Annotated in this window: 15 protein-coding genes; 8 read left to right on the top strand and 7 right to left on the bottom strand. The window is 46.7% G+C overall.

Features of this window, described 5'->3' with window-relative positions; translation table 11 throughout:
- Positions 1–148 precede the first annotated feature (148 nt).
- Both BC343_RS12425 and BC343_RS12430 read right to left on the bottom strand, forming a co-directional pair.
- Complete coding sequence (locus tag BC343_RS12425; protein WP_078348112.1) at positions 149–697, bottom strand: phage tail protein; 549 nt, start codon at positions 695–697, stop codon at positions 149–151.
- Between the two features lie 36 nt (positions 698–733).
- A complete protein-coding gene (locus tag BC343_RS12430) occupies positions 734–1,279 on the bottom strand; it encodes a phage tail protein (protein WP_078348113.1) in 546 nt (181 codons plus the stop codon).
- A 469-nt stretch (positions 1,280–1,748) separates the two neighbouring features.
- On the opposite strand from BC343_RS12430, the gene BC343_RS12435 reads away from it, so the two are divergent.
- Genes BC343_RS12435 through BC343_RS12450 form a run of 4 tightly spaced genes read left to right on the top strand, consistent with a single transcriptional unit; the run spans position 1,749 to position 4,431 of the window.
- Entirely contained in the window at positions 1,749–2,327 is a 579-nt protein-coding gene (locus BC343_RS12435; RefSeq protein ID WP_078348114.1) for a hypothetical protein, read from the top strand.
- Between the two features lie 22 nt (positions 2,328–2,349).
- A complete protein-coding gene (locus BC343_RS12440) occupies positions 2,350–3,012 on the top strand; it encodes a hypothetical protein (RefSeq protein WP_078348115.1) in 663 nt (220 codons plus the stop codon).
- The gene (locus BC343_RS12445) at positions 2,976–3,764 is read left to right on the top strand and encodes a sensor histidine kinase (protein WP_078348116.1); all 789 of its coding nucleotides are present in this window, start codon (positions 2,976–2,978) and stop codon (positions 3,762–3,764) included. The genes BC343_RS12440 and BC343_RS12445 overlap by 37 nt, the downstream gene beginning before the upstream one ends.
- Before the next feature lie 13 nt (positions 3,765–3,777).
- Positions 3,778–4,431 carry a response regulator transcription factor gene (locus tag BC343_RS12450; RefSeq protein WP_078348117.1) on the top strand — a complete coding sequence of 218 codons (654 nt, stop codon included), beginning with the start codon at positions 3,778–3,780 and terminating at the stop codon, positions 4,429–4,431.
- Between the two features lie 171 nt (positions 4,432–4,602).
- On the opposite strand, the gene BC343_RS12455 is transcribed toward BC343_RS12450, so the two are convergent.
- A complete protein-coding gene (locus BC343_RS12455; RefSeq protein ID WP_143822166.1) occupies positions 4,603–5,916 on the bottom strand; it encodes a hypothetical protein in 1,314 nt (437 codons plus the stop codon).
- 173 nt (positions 5,917–6,089) lie between these two features.
- Between BC343_RS12455 and BC343_RS12460 the strand changes: the two genes are divergently transcribed.
- Complete coding sequence (locus BC343_RS12460; RefSeq protein ID WP_078348119.1) at positions 6,090–6,830, top strand: DoxX family protein; 741 nt, start codon at positions 6,090–6,092, stop codon at positions 6,828–6,830.
- Between the two features lie 44 nt (positions 6,831–6,874).
- A complete protein-coding gene (locus BC343_RS12465; RefSeq protein ID WP_078348120.1) occupies positions 6,875–8,098 on the top strand; it encodes an aspartyl protease family protein in 1,224 nt (407 codons plus the stop codon).
- 282 nt (positions 8,099–8,380) lie between these two features.
- Here BC343_RS12465 and BC343_RS12470 read toward each other — a convergent pair whose 3' ends face one another.
- Genes BC343_RS12470 through BC343_RS12480 form a run of 3 tightly spaced genes read right to left on the bottom strand, consistent with a single transcriptional unit; the run spans position 8,381 to position 12,907 of the window.
- A complete protein-coding gene (locus BC343_RS12470) occupies positions 8,381–10,108 on the bottom strand; it encodes an OmpA family protein (RefSeq protein WP_162276862.1) in 1,728 nt (575 codons plus the stop codon).
- A gap of 8 nt (positions 10,109–10,116) precedes the next feature.
- On the bottom strand, positions 10,117–11,091 hold the full coding sequence (locus BC343_RS12475; RefSeq protein WP_078348122.1) for a PorP/SprF family type IX secretion system membrane protein: 975 nt from the start codon (positions 11,089–11,091) through the stop codon (positions 10,117–10,119).
- A 1-nt stretch (position 11,092) separates the two neighbouring features.
- Positions 11,093–12,907: a gliding motility-associated C-terminal domain-containing protein gene (locus tag BC343_RS12480; protein WP_078348123.1), complete on the bottom strand. Its 1,815-nt coding sequence runs from the start codon at positions 12,905–12,907 to the stop codon at positions 11,093–11,095.
- 229 nt (positions 12,908–13,136) lie between these two features.
- Between BC343_RS12480 and BC343_RS12485 the strand changes: the two genes are divergently transcribed.
- A complete protein-coding gene (locus BC343_RS12485) occupies positions 13,137–14,465 on the top strand; it encodes a cytochrome ubiquinol oxidase subunit I (RefSeq protein WP_078348124.1) in 1,329 nt (442 codons plus the stop codon).
- Between the two features lie 16 nt (positions 14,466–14,481).
- Entirely contained in the window at positions 14,482–15,504 is a 1,023-nt protein-coding gene (locus BC343_RS12490) for a cytochrome d ubiquinol oxidase subunit II (RefSeq protein WP_078348125.1), read from the top strand.
- Between the two features lie 375 nt (positions 15,505–15,879).
- On the opposite strand, the gene BC343_RS12495 is transcribed toward BC343_RS12490, so the two are convergent.
- The gene (locus BC343_RS12495; protein WP_078347262.1) at positions 15,880–16,845 is read right to left on the bottom strand and encodes an IS110 family RNA-guided transposase; all 966 of its coding nucleotides are present in this window, start codon (positions 16,843–16,845) and stop codon (positions 15,880–15,882) included.
- Positions 16,846–17,085: the final 240 nt, after the last annotated feature.

Below are 17,085 nucleotides of genomic sequence, written 5' to 3' on the forward strand. Positions count from 1 at the left end.
AAGTTATTCCCCCTTAGCCTGTTGTGCAGGCCTTACAGGTAAAGTGATTGGGCTAAGCAAAAAGCTTTTGCTTTTGCAACGCAGCATTATTTAAAATACAGCAGCCTCATTACAAAATCTACGCAATAGAGGCTGCTGTTGTGTATTATTATGGCCTGCTCGGATATATTCCGTTCCAGCAGATAATATAATTTATTGCCAATACCGGCGATAGCGTTTGTACCGGCTGGTTACCGCCGGTGAAAGAAATGCTTTTTGGATTCAACGCCGCAAGCGCAAATACAGGGTCGGTACCATCGTTGTAGGTAGAAAGAGGGTTACCACTGGTACCTTCAATAGGCACCGACATAAAATTATTAAGCGGGTCCGACTGGTTGGCTGCGGTAGTTACCCCCTGCAGTGCATGCGTATGAGAGGGTAGCTGCTGTTGTGTTAGGGTTGCGCTTTCTGAACCGGCCATTTGCCCTTCATAGTAATTAGACAAGCCCCTACCCTGCCCAGGGTGTATTGGTGCGCGGCCCCGCAGATCGGGCAGTGCGAAATTAGTAACGCCGTCGCCACCGTAAGTTGTGCCGATCAACGAATATAGCGATGAGTATTGACTGGTTGATAATAAGGTTCCATCGCAAAAAAACCAGCCTTTTGGTGCAAAATTACCCGCAAAAAGGGTAATTGAAGCCATTAATGAATCGTCCATTGTGTAAGTGGTTAAGTGTAGGTTTATATTGGTTAATTATGGGCGTGGCGGATAAATACCTTCTATAGCTATAATAAATGTTACCCCAAGTACCGGCGATACAACATTAAAAGGCTGGTTACCACCTGAAGGCACTACTGTTTTGCCATTGAGGTATGTTTGTGGCAATGTGGTGTCAGAAAAGTCCTGATAGTTACTTTCTGCATTACCGGTCCCGTCGGCTATACCAATTGCCAGGTAATTATTTTCGGGAGAAATTTGATTTGCGCCGGCTGCTATGGTAAGCATTTGGTGGCTGTGCGAAGGCATTTGTGCCTGGCTTAAAGTAACCTGTTCCTGACCGGCTATAGAACCGGGATAATATTGAGACAAACCACGGCCCTGCCCTACGTGAATTGGGGTGCGGCTGCGCAGATCGGGCAATGCAAAAGTTTGCATACCGTCGCCTCCGTAAACGGTACCAAGTAATGAAAACAATGTAGAATAACGGCTTATAGGTAAAATTTGCCCATCGCATGTGAGCCAGCCCTGAGGTGCGTAAGTGCCGGCAAACATTCTGATCTCGCCCATGTAAGGTTCCATAGTTCTGTGTTGGTTTTAGGATTTATAATTTGGTGTGTAAATGTAATATATTTAATTGTTAGTAAACAAGACATTTAATATTTAACAGCAATCTATCGAAGTATTAATTTTCTATAAATCAACACTTTAAATGTATAGTGTAGACACTTTGTATATAGTTTATATAAGGCTTATAATGCAATTAGCTTAATAATAAATTAAATGTTTAACCATGCAATATGCAGCTAATGGCAGAGTTTTATACTCAACCAAAATATAACCGGCGGTTCACGTGCCGGCTATATGTTTGGTTGCTTTCCCTTAAACAATAATTATTTATTATTCCCCAAATCTCTATTAAATTTAAAAGCTGCAACAGGGTGTAAACAGCTTTTTTAAGGGGGCAATTAAGGGTGAAAAAAGGCGCTATACCAATGGCATAATGCGGGCGTAAATAACCATCTTCGATAACCTTAAATTAACACATATCATGACGATCAAAAAAACACTTTTACTGTTGGCTATTGCCGGTTTCGGCCTTGCCTCTTGCGACACAAAAACGGCCACTCCCCCGGCCGCAGAAGTATCTTCGGCAGAAACACCCGACTCGAACGTTATAAGCCTGGCGGCTGCGAAGAAGTACGTAGCACAGTACAAACAACACGCAGGCACGGTAGATTCTATAACCCCCGAGCGTAAGATCATTCAAGTGGAAAATACCCGCGCCATTTGGCTGGACAGTGCACGGCTTATTAAGATGTTGGGCACGCTGCGAAAAGAAAAAGGCGACGGCGTGCGCGTTTACCTTGCAACTTACGATATCAAAGTTGAGGAAAACGCTAACGGCACATTCGACAAAAAGTATGCAGGCTACAATACACTGGTGCTGGTATCTACAAAAGATAGCGTTAATAAGAAAAACCAACATTTTCACCGCGACTATTATTCCGACAAAACCGCAAATGGCCCGGCAACCGGCTTTATTGTAGGCAACCCTCCAACAAACCGCGGCGAAATGTGCCCGCCGCCCCGCGATTGCCCAAGCATTGGCGCTACGCTGATAGAATAAGCTAATACACAGTAATAGATAAATGAAATTTATAAGCCTAAACACAGCAGCCGAACTTATTTGCTTCCTGGCCGCGCTCATATTCTTGTACAGGGATAAAAGCGCGGCCTGGCGGCTGTTTATTTTGTATATGCTGATAGTGGTTTCGACAGAAACTACCGCCATACTTACACGCCGTATTATACCCAACCAACATTTGTACAATGCTTTTTTATTGGCCGAGTGCGGCTTTGTGAGCTACTTTCTCTACAACATGTTTAGGCCATTTGGCTATACTAAAAAATGGCTTTTTGCCTGGTGGGGTATTTTTGCTGTTGTGTATTTAGGCGAATTATATTACTTCCGTGGTGGCGAGTACCCGCATTTTGTGGCATTTACGGTTAACATTATGTCGGTTGCCTTTGTGCTGGGCTGCCTTTGGTTCTATTATGTAAAACTGGTAGATGAGCAATATGAACCGCTCATGACATCAGCACAATTTTGGTGGGTGAGCGGCGCGCTGTTCTTTTACTTCGGCAGCACGGCCTGTAATGTTTTCTTTGATTACCTCGCAGAATACGACCATGCTTCGTATTACAGCTCTACCCGGTATGTAATTTACAATATCCTGAATATAATACTATATTCACTCTGGACTTACTCAATAGTATGCAGGTATCGCCAAAGGAAATTATCTCGCTCATAGCGCTCACATCGTTCGTTTTCCTTATTGCCCCCATCTTCTTGATAAGGTACGTACTACTTTATAACCGTAAAAAGAAAAAACACGAAGAAGAAAAAAAGGCCATGGTAAAAACGTTAGAAACCGAATTACTGCGTACGCAGATGGAAGTGCAGGAGCAAACCCTAAAAACCATTGCTTACGACCTGCACGATAATATTGGCCAATTGCTTAGCCTCACCACTATCACCCTAAGCTCGATAGACCTGGACGACCGCAGCAAAGCCGCCGAAAAGATCGCGCTGATAGAGGATTTAACCGCCCGATCTACCAAAGAGGTAAAAGCATTATCGCGGATGCTGCATAGCGAAGAACTGCTCAGCCGGGGGCTGTTCTCGGCCATTGAGTTTGAACTGGAGTGGATGAAAAGGAGCGACAGGTTTAGGATAAACTTTGTAAAACCCACTTTCGAATCGTTCAATAACGATAGTGGTAAAGAAACTATCATGTTCCGCCTTTTCCAGGAGATCATAAATAATATCATACAGCATTCCAAGGCGACAGAAATATTTGTTAATTTGGAACAGATAGACGGCACACTGAAAATGGACATACGCGATAACGGCGTTGGCTTTGATGTGGCCGAAACCTTGCAACGCAAAAACGGAATGGGGCTGCACAACATTAAAAAACGTGCTGCCATTATTAACGGCACCGCTGCTATCGAAAGCAGGCGCGGCACCGGGTCTTCCGTTTCTATTACAGTACCTTATTGAAAAAAATTTGAGCATGTCCCCCGACAAAATTGATATCGCTATAGTTGACGACCATACCCTTTTCAGGCAGGGTTTAATGAGCCTGCTTACCGAAAGCGGCCGTGTAAACATTGTATTTGACGCCAGCAACGGTGCCGATATGATACAGAAGATCGGCAAACACCCCCTTCCCTCGGTTATCCTAATGGATATTACCATGCCGGTAATGGATGGTTACGAAAGCACCAAATGGGTAAAGCAAAACCACCCCGACGTAAACGTACTGGCGCTAAGCATGTTTGAAGAAGATAAACCAATTATTGAGATGCTGAAAAACGGCGCAGGTGGCTACATGCTGAAACAGAGCAAAGTGGCCGACCTGGTGAACGCCATTGCCGGCATAAACGAACATGGCTTTTACATAAACGAGCTGGTATCGGGCAAGCTATTGCGTAATATCCAAAACAAACAAGCCGAAAAAAACGATTACTCGGACCTAAACGCCAACGAACTCCGTTTTCTGGAGCTATGCTGCTCAGACCTTACCTACAAACAAATTGCCGACCAAATGTGCCTTAGCCCGCACACCATCGATAATTACCGCGAGGCGTTGTTTCAAAAATTCGAAACCAAATCGCGCACGGCATTGGTTATATCGGCCTTGAAAAATGGGTTAATAAAGATATAGCTTATAAAGCTGGTGCGCGCCTGTGGCGCGTTCCTATTAAGCTCTATAAGCCGTATCGCTAAGCACATGCCACATTGCTGGTGCGCGCCTGCGGCACGTTCCTTTGCAAGCTATATTAGTAAACGTAACAGGAACACGCCACAGGCGTGCGCAAGCGATAAGGGCAATAGACTAAAACTCATCCACGTAATTTACCTTCCCATTGCTCAGCTTCACATAATCAACCGAACCGGTACCTTGAAAGCTATAATCGATGCCTATAATTTTTGAGCGCACTACGCCGCTGCTTGCTGTGTAAACCAGTTTATCATCCAGGTAAACCTTGCCTATTTTGTTGTGCGCCTCTACCCTAACCTTTACAAATTTGCTAAGATCTGTACCGAACATAGACAGGTCTGTTTTTTTGCCCGAGCGGTAATGGTCGGTGAATATCAGATCTACATCTGATACGCAGCCCTTGGCACACAGCGGAATGGCGATGGCAGTTCCCTCGCATAAAATATACAGGTGGGTTTGCTGGCAAACGGCGCTGCCTTCCTTATAATCGTTACGGATGGAGGTTTCGAACACGAAATCATCGCTGTATATCGGCCCAAAATCCTGCACATTACTATAAAGCATAAAGGGCGGCGAGGGCTGCATTTTTATGTTGTGCGCGGCTATTGACGCTGCCGAAACGCCCATTTTTCCATTCCGCATTACCTCGGTATTATCAAAATAAACAGGCACCGGGCTTAGCGTTGCAGCGGCTACCCATCCGTTAGATTTGATGAGCAGATCGTGCTGCTTTACGATCTTATTATTTACGATGAGTTTGGCGCGGTAATAATCGGGATAGTAATAAATGGAGGTATGTTGCTTATCCCATTTAGAAACCTTCTGCCGCAACTTAGTATCCCACGATTGCTGGATGATAACCGAATCGCCGGGGGCCTTGGCCGCACCATAATCAAATATCACCGAGTTGGGTACCCCCTGCGTTACCACCTTTTTGCTGCTGAAGGTATAATCGGCATCCACAACCGGCGCCGGGTTTTTATTGATGCTTAAATAGGTAATAACAATACCTGTTAAAAGCGCCACCCCGGCCGTTATTTGCCATATGCGTTTATTATCGGGCTTACCTGTAAGCGCTGGCTTAGGTGCGGTTACAGGCTCTTTCGCTACAACGTCGGTCCTGCTTATATCATCGGCATCATTTTTCTGGTGTGCCGATGCAAAGCTTCGCCAGTCTTCAAAACCAAGAAAATGAACCAGTGTATCTAATGTATATGTGTTTGGCAGGCTGTCGTATTTCACTTTGCCCCATATGCGTTTTAAGGTTACGTGGCTTAAGGTAACGCCGGTGCGTTGCTGTATTAATGCACTCAGCTTAATAAAGTCCTGGTTCGCCCATGTGCGGCTATCGCCCCAGCCTGTATGGGTTTCATACTGCTGCTTCAGCGTTTCTATGAGTTGGTTAAAAGGCATGGGCGGTGTTCTCATGGCAAAATTAACAGTGCGGCGCTGTTTGCACAGGCTTGTATAAACTTGTACCAACTTGTACAAGCCGGGGCATAGGCAAACCGCTGCATGCGCATCTACATTTGTATAGGGCAATTGGTAATGCAAGTTATTGATAATGCCCCGCTAATTAACCAAACAACACCTATATTTTTATGGATAAGCTTACAGCATTGGGCAAATGGCTATATGCCGCCGCATTTTTTGTTTTTGGCATACAGCATTTTATGTACGCCAACTTTGTGGCAACGCTGATACCGGGCTGGCTGCCATGGCATTTGTTTTGGGCTGTATTTGTGGGTATTGCCTTTATATTGGCTGCAGTAAGCATTGTTATAAATAAATACACACGTTTAAGCAGTTTGTTGTTGGCCACATTGCTGGCGCTGTTTATCCTGCTCATTCATATTCCCAACCTTAGCGCCAAACTGCAAAACGCACAAAGCTGGGCGCGCGCACTGCAAGATTTAACTATAATGGGTACGGCTCTGCTCATAAGCGGCCAGGCAAACCTGCAATTGCCCGGTAAATACCTGTTTGCTATACCGCTGGTGTTTTTAGCCATGCAACACTTCACTCACGCAGCATTTGTAACTGCCAAAGTGCCTGCATGGTTCCCGGCTGTTGAAGTGTGGGATTATATTATCGGGCTGGTAATTATTGTAATGGTTGCAGGCATTATCAGCAACCGGTATTTGGGTGCACCTGCCTTAATGCTGGCTGTTTTGCTGCTGGCTTTTGCGCTATTGTACCATGTACCGCTATTGGCAGCAAACCTATACAACGGGCAGCAATGGACTGCGGCAATGTTGGATGCCGCCATTGCCGGAGGGGCCTTTGTAGTAGCGGGCCTGCCTGCCATTTATTATAAAAATTTAAACATGGCAACTAAATAATTTTAGTTGCCGTATATTTATATAACCATTTGTAAACCTGCGCCATGGCGCCCCGCTTGCTATATTACCCTTTGTTACTGCTGCTTGCTGTTACCGGCATTTGCAGGCAGAGCCGTGCGCAATTTTTTCAGCTGGCAGATGGGCGCAAACAGGCAACCGTACCTTTTAAAGTGATACGCAACATGGTTATTATTAAACTGAAAATTAATAATAACGGCCCCTATAACTTTATTTTGGATACGGGCGTGGGCTTTATGATTATTACCGACCCGACAATGGTTGATAGCCTGCACATACCCGACCGCCGCACACTGAAACTTGGCGGGCTTGGCCAGGGCGACGACTACGATGCTTATTACACTAATCCGCTCAACATAGAAATTCCCGGGATAAACAGCGTAGGCGTTAGTGCTGCTATATTTAAAAAAGACCATTTCGGGCTATCCAACTATGCAGGTATGCCTATACATGGCTTATTGGGGTACGAGTTTTTTAACAGGCTTATTGTTAAGATGAACTTTAATGATAGCACACTAACCGCCTACCGCCCGGGCAAAATAAAAGGGCTGAAAAAATACGAAGCCCTTCCCCTTACAATTGAAGGCAACAAGCCCTATGTGAACACCTGCGTTAGTTTTTGCGATAAAAGCGAGCGCGAGTGTAAACTGATAGTTGATATTGGCGCAGGGCATCCGCTATCGCTGGAGGATAACCCCGCCAAACCATGGCCTACACAAAAAGCCATTGCCGCTAACCTTGGCATGGGCTTAACCGGCCCCATATACGGCGAAATTGGGCGGATAAACCAACTAAGCCTCGGTAAATACCAGCTTACCAATGTGCTCTCTTCTTTCCCCGAAAGAAACGATAACACCGTTTTGGGCGAGCGCGACGGCAACCTGGGCATGGATGTATTGAAGCGCTTTGTGCTGGTATTTGATTACGCCAATAAAATGCTTTACCTAAAGCCCCGCACCAACTTAAAAGAAGCCTTTGAGCGCGACATGAGCGGCACCGAATACTATGCCGGCGGCGAAAACCTCGACCGTGTGGTAATAAGCCGTGTAGAACCCGGATCGGCAGGCGACGACGTGGGGCTGCTGAAAGATGATGAAATAGTATCGATAAATTTTAAGCCTGTTGCCAATATGCACTTAGAGGATATTGACAGGCTATTCCGCTCGGGCGATGGGCGCGGCGTTCTACTGGAAATTTACCGCGATAAAAAAATAAACAGGTTAGTATTAACGCTGAAACGGCGGATATAAAGTTTATTGAGGGTTAGCATTTAGGAATTCTCCTTGGGGGGTAGCTGTGGCACCTACGGATCCATCAATTTTCTTCCGATTTGCCTATAAACAGATAGTCTCTTAAAGGAGGCTCCTCTGGAGCCGTATTGTCTTGTTATGGATTTCTACAAACACGATGCTCCTACCGGAGCATTAGATCAAATCGGGTTAGACACTCCGGAGGAGTATCGTGTTTATAGCACGTAAACACAAAAGAATTAGGCTCCGTAGGTGCCTCCCTAATAAGCATTCACGCCAACCTTACTCCAACACCCCATCATAAAATATCTCCGTCCTTCGATTTAGCTGATGCTGGCTTTCGGGGCAGCCGGGCTGGCCGGGGCAATCGGCAACGGGATTTTCTTTACCGTACCAGGCAATAGTAAGCCTTTTTTCGTCAATACCATGCTCAATTAAATAAACCTTTGCCGCTTCGGACCGGCGTTTGGATAAACCGATATTATAACTCCCCGACGCACGCACATCGGTATACGATGCCAGTTTAACTTTTACCGTTGGGTTAGCCTTTAGTATATCTACCAAACTATCCAGCGTAGCGGCGGCATCCGTGCGGATAGCGCTCTTGTCCAAATCATAATAAATAATGCCGCGCAAAGCCGAAATATCGGCAGGAGGTGCATCTGGCGTTTTCGGCACAAGGGGCTTGTGCGGTTCCGGCGTTAGCGGTGTATATACAAAACTGTAAATATCATCGCTGCCTGAGCCGCCATCTCTGTTGGATGATATATAGCCGGTACGTCCGTCCTGCGTTGTATAATAAAAGTCGTCGGCAGTGCTGTTAGCTGGATAGCCGGGGTTTACAGGCGTACTCCAGTTACTCTGCGCCCCTTTACTTATAAAAATATCCAGTCCGCCCATGCCGGGTAAACCGTCGGAAGCAAAAGCAAGCCCATCAGGTATTACCGTAGGAAATCCCTCGTTGCCTTTGGTGTTGATAGCGCTGCCGCAATTAACAGGTTGAGCCCAATTACCGTCGGCTTGTTTTTGGCAATACCAAATATCGGTACCGCCCTGCCCGCCCGGCCTATCCGATGCAAAATAAAGCACGCTCCCATCGGCAGACAATGCCGCATGCCCAGTCGAAAATTCCTTGATATTATTGTAAGCAAAGTTCTTAAAATCGCCCCATACACCGTTTTGCTTAACGGCCATCACCAACATCAGCCTGCGGGTAAACAGGCGTTGGTGCATACTATTGCCCCCGCGTTTATCAACAGGCAATGCGTTTTTGGCTTGTGTTGTAGTTATGGTTATCCATGCCGTGTCTCCCCCTTTGTTGAATGCAACAGGGCCGGCATGATAATCGCCATTGAAGGTTTTCTTCCCTTCCTTGCTGATGGGCAACAGCACTACGCTATCGCTGTTGGCTATGTAAAGTTTGTAGAAACCGCTTCCGGTACGTTCGTCGGTTTGCTTTGCGCTTTCGGTGCCGTCTGCCCGGTTAGATGTAAAAACTAAGCTGCCCGCGCCGTAATGAGCGACTCCCCAATCAGAATAAGGGCCATTCAGTTTCTTCTCTGCCTGCACGGTGTAGGCCTTTTGTTTTGCCGCTATCCATGCGGCGGCACTATCGCACATAGCCAATTTTGCGCGTAATTGTTCGGGCTCGTTTACGCGTTTATAATATTCCTCGTATTGCGTTTTGGCTTCTTTTAGTTTATTGTTCCGCAACAGGGTTTCGGCATAATAATAAAAACCAATGGCTGCAGCATTATCATAACCTAAGGCACCCGCGTACCAGCTTTCGGCATTTTTGTTGTCACCCATCAGCCGGTAGCAATCGGCTATGCGTTCGGCCACTTGTGCAGCATTATTGCTGCCCGAAATGGAAAGGTATAGGTTGAGGGCTTTAAAATACTCGTAACGCTCAAATGCTTTATCTGCCAACTGCTTTTTGCTCAATTGCTCCTGCGCACCTGCAAACAGGCACCAGAAAACTAAAAAGGCTATGGGCAGTATCTTTTTCATATTACACATTAAAAAAACCTCGGGCTTATTACACGTGGCTGCTTCCTGCGGAACGACAGGCTTAACGATACCTCGTGTGTACCGCTTTGGTAAGTAGCCAGCGCACTGGTGCTAAAATCGTACGAGTACCCAAAACGCATGTATGGACTGATGTTGAACTGCGCCATGCCCGTAACCGTATTGCTTTTATCGAGCCCCTTATACTGATCCGACCGGCGTAAATTCACCCCGGTATTGTAGGATGCACCCAGCCATAGTTTTTTTGCGAAGAGCAGGTATGCAGTAAGGTCTAAGCCCGCCGGGCTTTTCAGGTCAGTCTTCAGCATCATCGATGGTTTTATGTCGATATCGTTACTCAACGGTATAACCGCCCCCGTAGTTAAATACATATGCGGAACCGGGTTTATGGCCAGCGTATTACTGCCCGATAGTACCTCGCTGAATAAATTGAGTACAGAGCCGCCCGCATAAAATGATGGCGTAGTATAATAAACACCCACCCTAAAATCAGACCGCAACATATTTTCGTTGCCCGCAATGGTGCCGTCGGTAGGGTCGTTGGGGTTAAAGGCCGAAGCATCTAAACGGTATTGCACCAGTCCTGCACCAAAACCAAGGCTAAGGCGTTTGGTATCTTCGTCATCAAGCCTTAAACGATAAGCGTAATTGCCATAAAAGGCGAGGTTATTTTCAGGGCCGAGCCTGTCGTTAGTGGCCAAAAAGCCGATGGCCGCATTTTTCTTATCGGGGTCCAGCACCCCATCTATCGATACGGTATGTGTGCGCGGAGCACCATCTATACCCGCCCATTGCAGGCGGCTGGCCAGGTTCAGCGTCCAATCTTCTTTATAGCCGGCATAGGCAGGGTTCACCACAAGTCCGTTGAACATGTACTGGCTAAACTGCACGGTTTGCTGCGCCCGGGCGTTTTGGAACATCGCCCAAAACGCCAATAACAGGATATAGTTTTTAAGCTGCCTCATGTTATTGCTTCCTGATATATATCCAACCTTTATAGATCTTCGGCTTTACCGCGCCTGTATTTAACTCCAACAAATAATAATATGTACCATCGGTAAGGCCCTGCCCATCCCAGGTGTTTTTATAATCTTCCGATTTATACACCTGGTTGCCCCAGCGGTTATACACCATCAAGCGGCTGCCGGGGTAATTGGCTATGCCTTGCACCTCGAATACATCGTTCTTGCCATCGCCATTGGGCGTAAAAATATTAGGCGGTTTGATGTTTGATGGGTCGGGGCTTTGCACCAAAATATCTACGCCTGCAGTTAAAACCGGGTTTATCACATATGCCCAGGTATCAATGCTGCGTTCGTTGCCAAAATCGTTGGCATCGTTAGCGTTTGCGGCTGTAGCGCCCCACTTGTGGCCGTTGGTGATACTGCTTAGGCCCGTGGTATTTTTTAAAGGGTTTGAGGGCAACCCTATTTTATCGATATCGCTATCGTCCCAATAAATAGTATTATCAGGCGAGTTCACGCCGTTTATGCGCGTAAGCAATATGCCATTGATATTGCGCTCCACATCAAAAAACGGGAAGTGTACTTCGGCAGCGAAAAGGGTTACCGCTACATTAACCGGGTAACTATCGGGGCTGGGTAATAATGTTTTGCCCATACCGTCCATTCCGTCCCAGTTTACCTCGTTAGCTCCCGGTTTTACCGTGCCGTTAAATTGCCTGTCAATGGCATCGGTAAAGGTGCCGTTGCGGTCTATATCTATACCAATAACATAAGTGCCGTTTGCGGTAGCCGTAAAATTTATTTTACCGCCGGGTATAGCGGTAGTGGCGGTGCCGTTTTGCCCGTCGCCCCCGGTAAACTTAACGTTGGTTATAGCGGGAGGCACAGGTATGGTAAGCAGCCAGGTTGTGCCTGTCTGTGTAGTGGCAAACGCAGGTAAATCGGCTGCAGGCTCGTTAAAAAATATTTTGTGCGTAATGTCTGACGGAGTATCGCCGCTAACCGGGTTTTGTACGTTCGGCGTATTGGTGGTGTTAACGCTTTTGTACAGCGGGGTGCCGTCGGTATTGCGCAGGCCTTTATTGTTCACAAAAAAAGTGAAGCCATTACCAGCCTGCCCGTTATTATCAAGCGTGTAGCGGTAGCCATCTTTGGTGAGGATGTGCAGCACTGCGTTGAAACCTACATTAAAGGTACCTAATATGCCCGAAAGCACATTGGTAAACACCCTGCCGGTGAGGAAGGCACTATTTTCGGCATTGCGTACCGATACGTCAAAAGCAGCCACATAGCGGTTATTGGGCTGTACCCATTGTGCGCTAACCGCAATGGCGGGCGGGTTGCCGCCCAAATCGGTACCGTTGGTTGGCGATACAAAATCAACCTCCCAAATCCCCTCCTGCCCTGCCTGTACGGTTTGTGTGAATGGCTGGTAACCACCTGCATTGGGCAGCGGGCCTGCCAGTTCCTGTGCGAGGGTGCTTAAACGCCCTGTAATTGTTGAATTTCCGCTGGTGTAGGTGCTGCCATCAGGCGCACGCAGATTAATAGTGCCCGAACTTACACCCTGGGCACTGCTACCAAGATAAATAGTTTCGCCAACCTTTACGTACACCTTCATGGTGCCAACAGTAGGGAAAGGATACGATGGGTTTGCGGTGAGCGAGGAAAGCAGGTAAGCTCGGTTCCCCCCGTTGGAACAAAGTTCTTTACTGCCTTCGGCTACAGCTATTAAAGCAGGGCACAGCAGCAGGGCTACCGCAAAGCCTTTACTCAACCATCTGTTCACCTTGATTTTTAATAAAGTTAGCCCCATAGCATTCAACTAATACCCCACCGGCCAATAAATGCCGCCTTTAAAAGTAGCAGAATTTCGGGTTAAAACAATGAGATAGCGAATTACAAATAGCATGCGATGGTGCATCCTTGGCAATTACTTCAAAAGCGCTACAAAAGCAATTATTTTGCTAATACATAATCAATTTAAATTACGCTAAAAGCTTGATAAATATATAGTTGATAAACATAGTGCGTAAATTTACGGCATGGATAATTTTATGGCCGCGCGCTCGCAGATGGCATTGTCCCTCGGCTTTCACATTATATTTTCGTGCATAGGTATGGTGATGCCCTTTTTTATGGCGGTATCGCACTTTATGTACCTTAAAACCAACAATATTAATTACCAGCATGTAACCAAGGCCTGGAGTAAGGGCGTGGCTATCTTCTTCGCCACGGGTGCGGTGTCGGGCACGGTGCTATCCTTCGAGCTGGGCTTGCTTTGGCCTACTTTTATGAAACATGCAGGGCCTATATTCGGCATGCCTTTTTCGCTGGAGGGTACGGCCTTTTTTATCGAGGCAATAGCTCTGGGGTTCTTCCTGTATGGATGGGGCCGCTTTAACAAATGGTTCCATTGGTTTACCGGGGTAATAGTAGGTGTAAGCGGTTTAGCTTCGGGCATATTGGTGGTAGCCGCCAACGCGTGGATGAACAGCCCCACGGGTTTCAAACTGGTTGATGGCAAGTATACCGACATAGACCCCATAAAAGCCATGTTTAACCCTGCATGGTTTTCGCAAGCCTTGCACATGTGCGTAGCTGCCTTTGCGGCAACGGGGTTTGCGGTGGCCGGCGTGCATGCATTAATGATATTACGTAAGCGGAATGTTGGTTTCCACATGCGCTCGTTCCGCATTGCGGCCATATTTGGGGTGGTAGCAGCTATTTTGCAGCCCTTAAGCGGCGATATATCTGCCAAGATGGTGGCCAAACGCCAACCGGCCAAACTCGCTGCCATGGAAGCGCATTTTAAAACGGAGCCATACTCGCCTCTAATTATTGGCGGTATACCCGATGTTAAAAACCAAAAGGTCGATTACGCCATCGAAATTCCCGGTATGCTCAGCTTTATGGCGCATGATGATTTTAAAACACCGGTGAAAGGCCTCGACCAAATACCCCTTGCCGACCAGCCACCCGTTGCCGTAACGCACTACGCCTTCCAGTTCATGGTTGGGCTGGGTATGGCCATGATGGCATTGGGTGTTATTTACCTCATCGCCTTAGCAAAAAAGAAAAGCTGGTTCACCAAACAATGGTTTTTAACACTGTTTATAGCCGCCACGCCGCTTGGCTTTATTGCCGTTGAGGCCGGCTGGACGGTTACCGAAGTTGGCCGCCAACCCTGGATAATACAAGGTGTTATGCGCACTAAGGATGCCGTTACGCCTATGCCGGGCATCGGGTACTCGTTCTACCTGTTCACGGCAGTTTATTTTACGCTGAGCATAGCGGTTATATTTTTACTTTACCGGCAAATAAAAATGGTGCCGGTGCTTTACGATACTACTGCCGAGTCATCGGCACACTAAAAGCTTTTTTATTATGATGATATACGTGGTTATGGGTTTCCTGTGGATGGCGCTGCTGCTGTACCTGGTAATGGGCGGTGCCGATTTTGGCGCGGGCATTATAGAGATGTTCACTTCGGATGCCAACAAATCGCGCACGCGCAAAACGATGTACAATGCTATTGGCCCCATTTGGGAAGCCAACCACATGTGGCTCATTATTGCCATTGTGATACTCTTCGTGGGATTCCCGGTGATATATACCACCATGAGTACTTACCTGCATATACCGCTCACCATTATGCTGATGGGCATTATTGCGCGCGGCACGGCCCTCACCTTCCGCAGTTACGATGCCGTTACCGATAATATGCAGCTGGTATACAATAAGATCTTCGTGTACTCCAGTTTTATCACCCCGCTGTTCCTGGGTATAATAGCGGGCAGCGCGGTAAGCGGGCGGATAGATACCGAGGCCGCCGACTTTCTTTCGGCCTACATTTACAGCTGGTTCAATCTGTTCTCGATAGCTATCGGCTTTTTCACCGTCGCGCTTTGCGGCTTTTTGGCGGCCATATACCTCATTGGCGAAACCACCGAAGAAAGCGAAACCAAACGCTTTATCCGCAAGGCACGGTTCATGAATATTGCAGCGGTAGTTGCAGGCGGCTTGGTGTTTATTGCCTCGGTAGAAGAAAACATACCGCTGGTGCAGTGGGTGTTCGGTAATATTATTGGCGTGCTGGCAGTTAGCTTTGCCAGTATTTCGCTCATTGTAATGTGGTACCTTATTAGCAAAGGCAAGCGTTACATCATCCGCGTGTTGGCGGGCTTCCAAATGACCATGATATTGCTGACCACCACCTACAAGCATTACCCCAACATCGTTATCCTGAAAAACGGCGGCTACCTTTCGTTAATAGAAAACCGCGGTGCCGATAAAGCCATTGAAGGGCTGGGAATTGCGCTGCTGGTGGGCAGTTTGTTTATTTTGCCTGCGCTGGGGTATTTGGTATATAGTTTTCAGCGGAAGGATAAAGGGGATGTGGTGGGGCATTGATCAACTACAAACGGCATCCGAATAGATTTGACAACTTTTAAAAAGTTGTCAAATCTTCGCCCTCATTGTCATTCCGAGGGAAGCGAAGCGACGAGGAATCTTGTTCGACTTAGCATGAACGCTTTGCATGATGGCTTTGCAAGGAGGCTTTGCATTATGAACAAGATTTCTCTTCGCCCTCCCGCTCGTTTCCCCGCCCTCGTACTCATCGAAATGACAAAATTATTTCTCTGTCATTCCGAGGGAAGCGAAGCGACGAGGAATCTTGTTCGACTTAGCATGAACGCCTTGCATAGTGGCTTTGCATCATGAACAAGTTTTCTCTTCGCCCTCCCGCTCGTTTCCCGCCCTCGTGCTCATCGAAATGAACTGTGTTTAAAAGCAAATAATATTTGAATAATTTTCCTGATATGTTGAGTTAGTTTTAGCTATTGCAAAAGCTTGCTTTAGCAACTTATTTACGACTGCGATCAAAGCAACTTTTTTGGCTTTTCCTTTTGCCAGCAAGCGTTCATAAAGCTCCCGGCAGGCTTTATTGCAGCGTTTTGCGCTCCATGAGCATACATACAATGAGGCCCTGATCGCAGACATGCCCATTTTACATATTCTTGGCCTGCCTTTTACACTGCTGCCCGATTCGAACAGGCGCGGGCATGTCCCAATGTAAGAGCTTAATTTACTGCAATCGCCGAAACGCTCGAAACCACCGCTTACCAGGATGAGCATTATCGCTGTTTTTTTGCCAATGCCAGGTATGCTTTTCAGTCCTGATAGCATTTGCCCATAATGTTCAAGAACGATCTTTTCCATGTTAGCTGAAAGCCGTGATATAAGTTGTTTAAGGTGGCATAGCTCTTTTTGTATCGTCTGCCTCAGTGCTTTTTGCATCATTCCTGTAGCTGTAAAGCTTTCAAGCTGGTTGCTTAACACAGTATGCTGCTTGCTCAATCCTGATAAAATGGCTTCTGTTTGCTGTAATTCTACCACATGCTGCTGTGGTGGGGCCCATTGCTCCGGCTTAGCCATGGCACCATACTCTGCGATCAGGAGTGCGTCTTTCTTATCTGTTTTAGCCCGGGACATACGCATTTGGCTGTAGCGGCGAATCACCAAAGGATTTACCACACTTACCTTAATGCCCTTCGTATGCAGGAAGCAAGCAAGCCTTAAATAATATGGGCCGGATGCTTCCATCACGATATGGCTATCTGTATCCAATAGCTTTAAGAAGCCGTCGAAGCCTGTAGTTTCGTTGCTGAACTGATAATGGCGTCGGCCGGCTGATACGTCAAAGGACGCTTTTGAAATGTCTACACCAATGTAATTTGCATGAGTTTCCATAACTTTGTTTTGAGATAAATACTGTAGAAGAACCTGCTTTACTGCTTATCAATCCTACATACAGGCTCTTGTGGCCTAATGAACTGTTCAAGCTTGTAAGCAAAGGGGTAAAGTGATCTGCATTTCGAACGGCTTCCTACAGCCAATGACAACTCGTGATCTTTCTCTTTACCCTTTTTCTTCTACTTTAAATTTACTCTAAACACTTAACTTTTTCCTATAAGCAAACATAGGATGACA

Source organism: Mucilaginibacter pedocola, assembly GCF_002013915.1.
In the GTDB taxonomy this organism is placed as follows: domain Bacteria; phylum Bacteroidota; class Bacteroidia; order Sphingobacteriales; family Sphingobacteriaceae; genus Mucilaginibacter; species Mucilaginibacter pedocola.

Coding starts and splice junctions, on each gene's coding strand:
- BC343_RS12425 (WP_078348112.1), bottom strand. CDS start 697: ATGGACGATTCATTAATGGCTTCAATTACCCTTTTTGCGGGTAATTTT.
- BC343_RS12430 (WP_078348113.1), bottom strand. CDS start 1,279: ATGGAACCTTACATGGGCGAGATCAGAATGTTTGCCGGCACTTACGCA.
- BC343_RS12435 (WP_078348114.1), top strand. CDS start 1,749: ATGACGATCAAAAAAACACTTTTACTGTTGGCTATTGCCGGTTTCGGC.
- BC343_RS12440 (WP_078348115.1), top strand. CDS start 2,350: ATGAAATTTATAAGCCTAAACACAGCAGCCGAACTTATTTGCTTCCTG.
- BC343_RS12445 (WP_078348116.1), top strand. CDS start 2,976: ATGCAGGTATCGCCAAAGGAAATTATCTCGCTCATAGCGCTCACATCG.
- BC343_RS12450 (WP_078348117.1), top strand. CDS start 3,778: ATGTCCCCCGACAAAATTGATATCGCTATAGTTGACGACCATACCCTT.
- BC343_RS12455 (WP_143822166.1), bottom strand. CDS start 5,916: ATGAGAACACCGCCCATGCCTTTTAACCAACTCATAGAAACGCTGAAG.
- BC343_RS12460 (WP_078348119.1), top strand. CDS start 6,090: ATGGATAAGCTTACAGCATTGGGCAAATGGCTATATGCCGCCGCATTT.
- BC343_RS12465 (WP_078348120.1), top strand. CDS start 6,875: ATGGCGCCCCGCTTGCTATATTACCCTTTGTTACTGCTGCTTGCTGTT.
- BC343_RS12470 (WP_162276862.1), bottom strand. CDS start 10,108: ATGAAAAAGATACTGCCCATAGCCTTTTTAGTTTTCTGGTGCCTGTTT.
- BC343_RS12475 (WP_078348122.1), bottom strand. CDS start 11,091: ATGAGGCAGCTTAAAAACTATATCCTGTTATTGGCGTTTTGGGCGATG.
- BC343_RS12480 (WP_078348123.1), bottom strand. CDS start 12,907: ATGGGGCTAACTTTATTAAAAATCAAGGTGAACAGATGGTTGAGTAAA.
- BC343_RS12485 (WP_078348124.1), top strand. CDS start 13,137: ATGGATAATTTTATGGCCGCGCGCTCGCAGATGGCATTGTCCCTCGGC.
- BC343_RS12490 (WP_078348125.1), top strand. CDS start 14,482: ATGATATACGTGGTTATGGGTTTCCTGTGGATGGCGCTGCTGCTGTAC.
- BC343_RS12495 (WP_078347262.1), bottom strand. CDS start 16,845: ATGGAAACTCATGCAAATTACATTGGTGTAGACATTTCAAAAGCGTCC.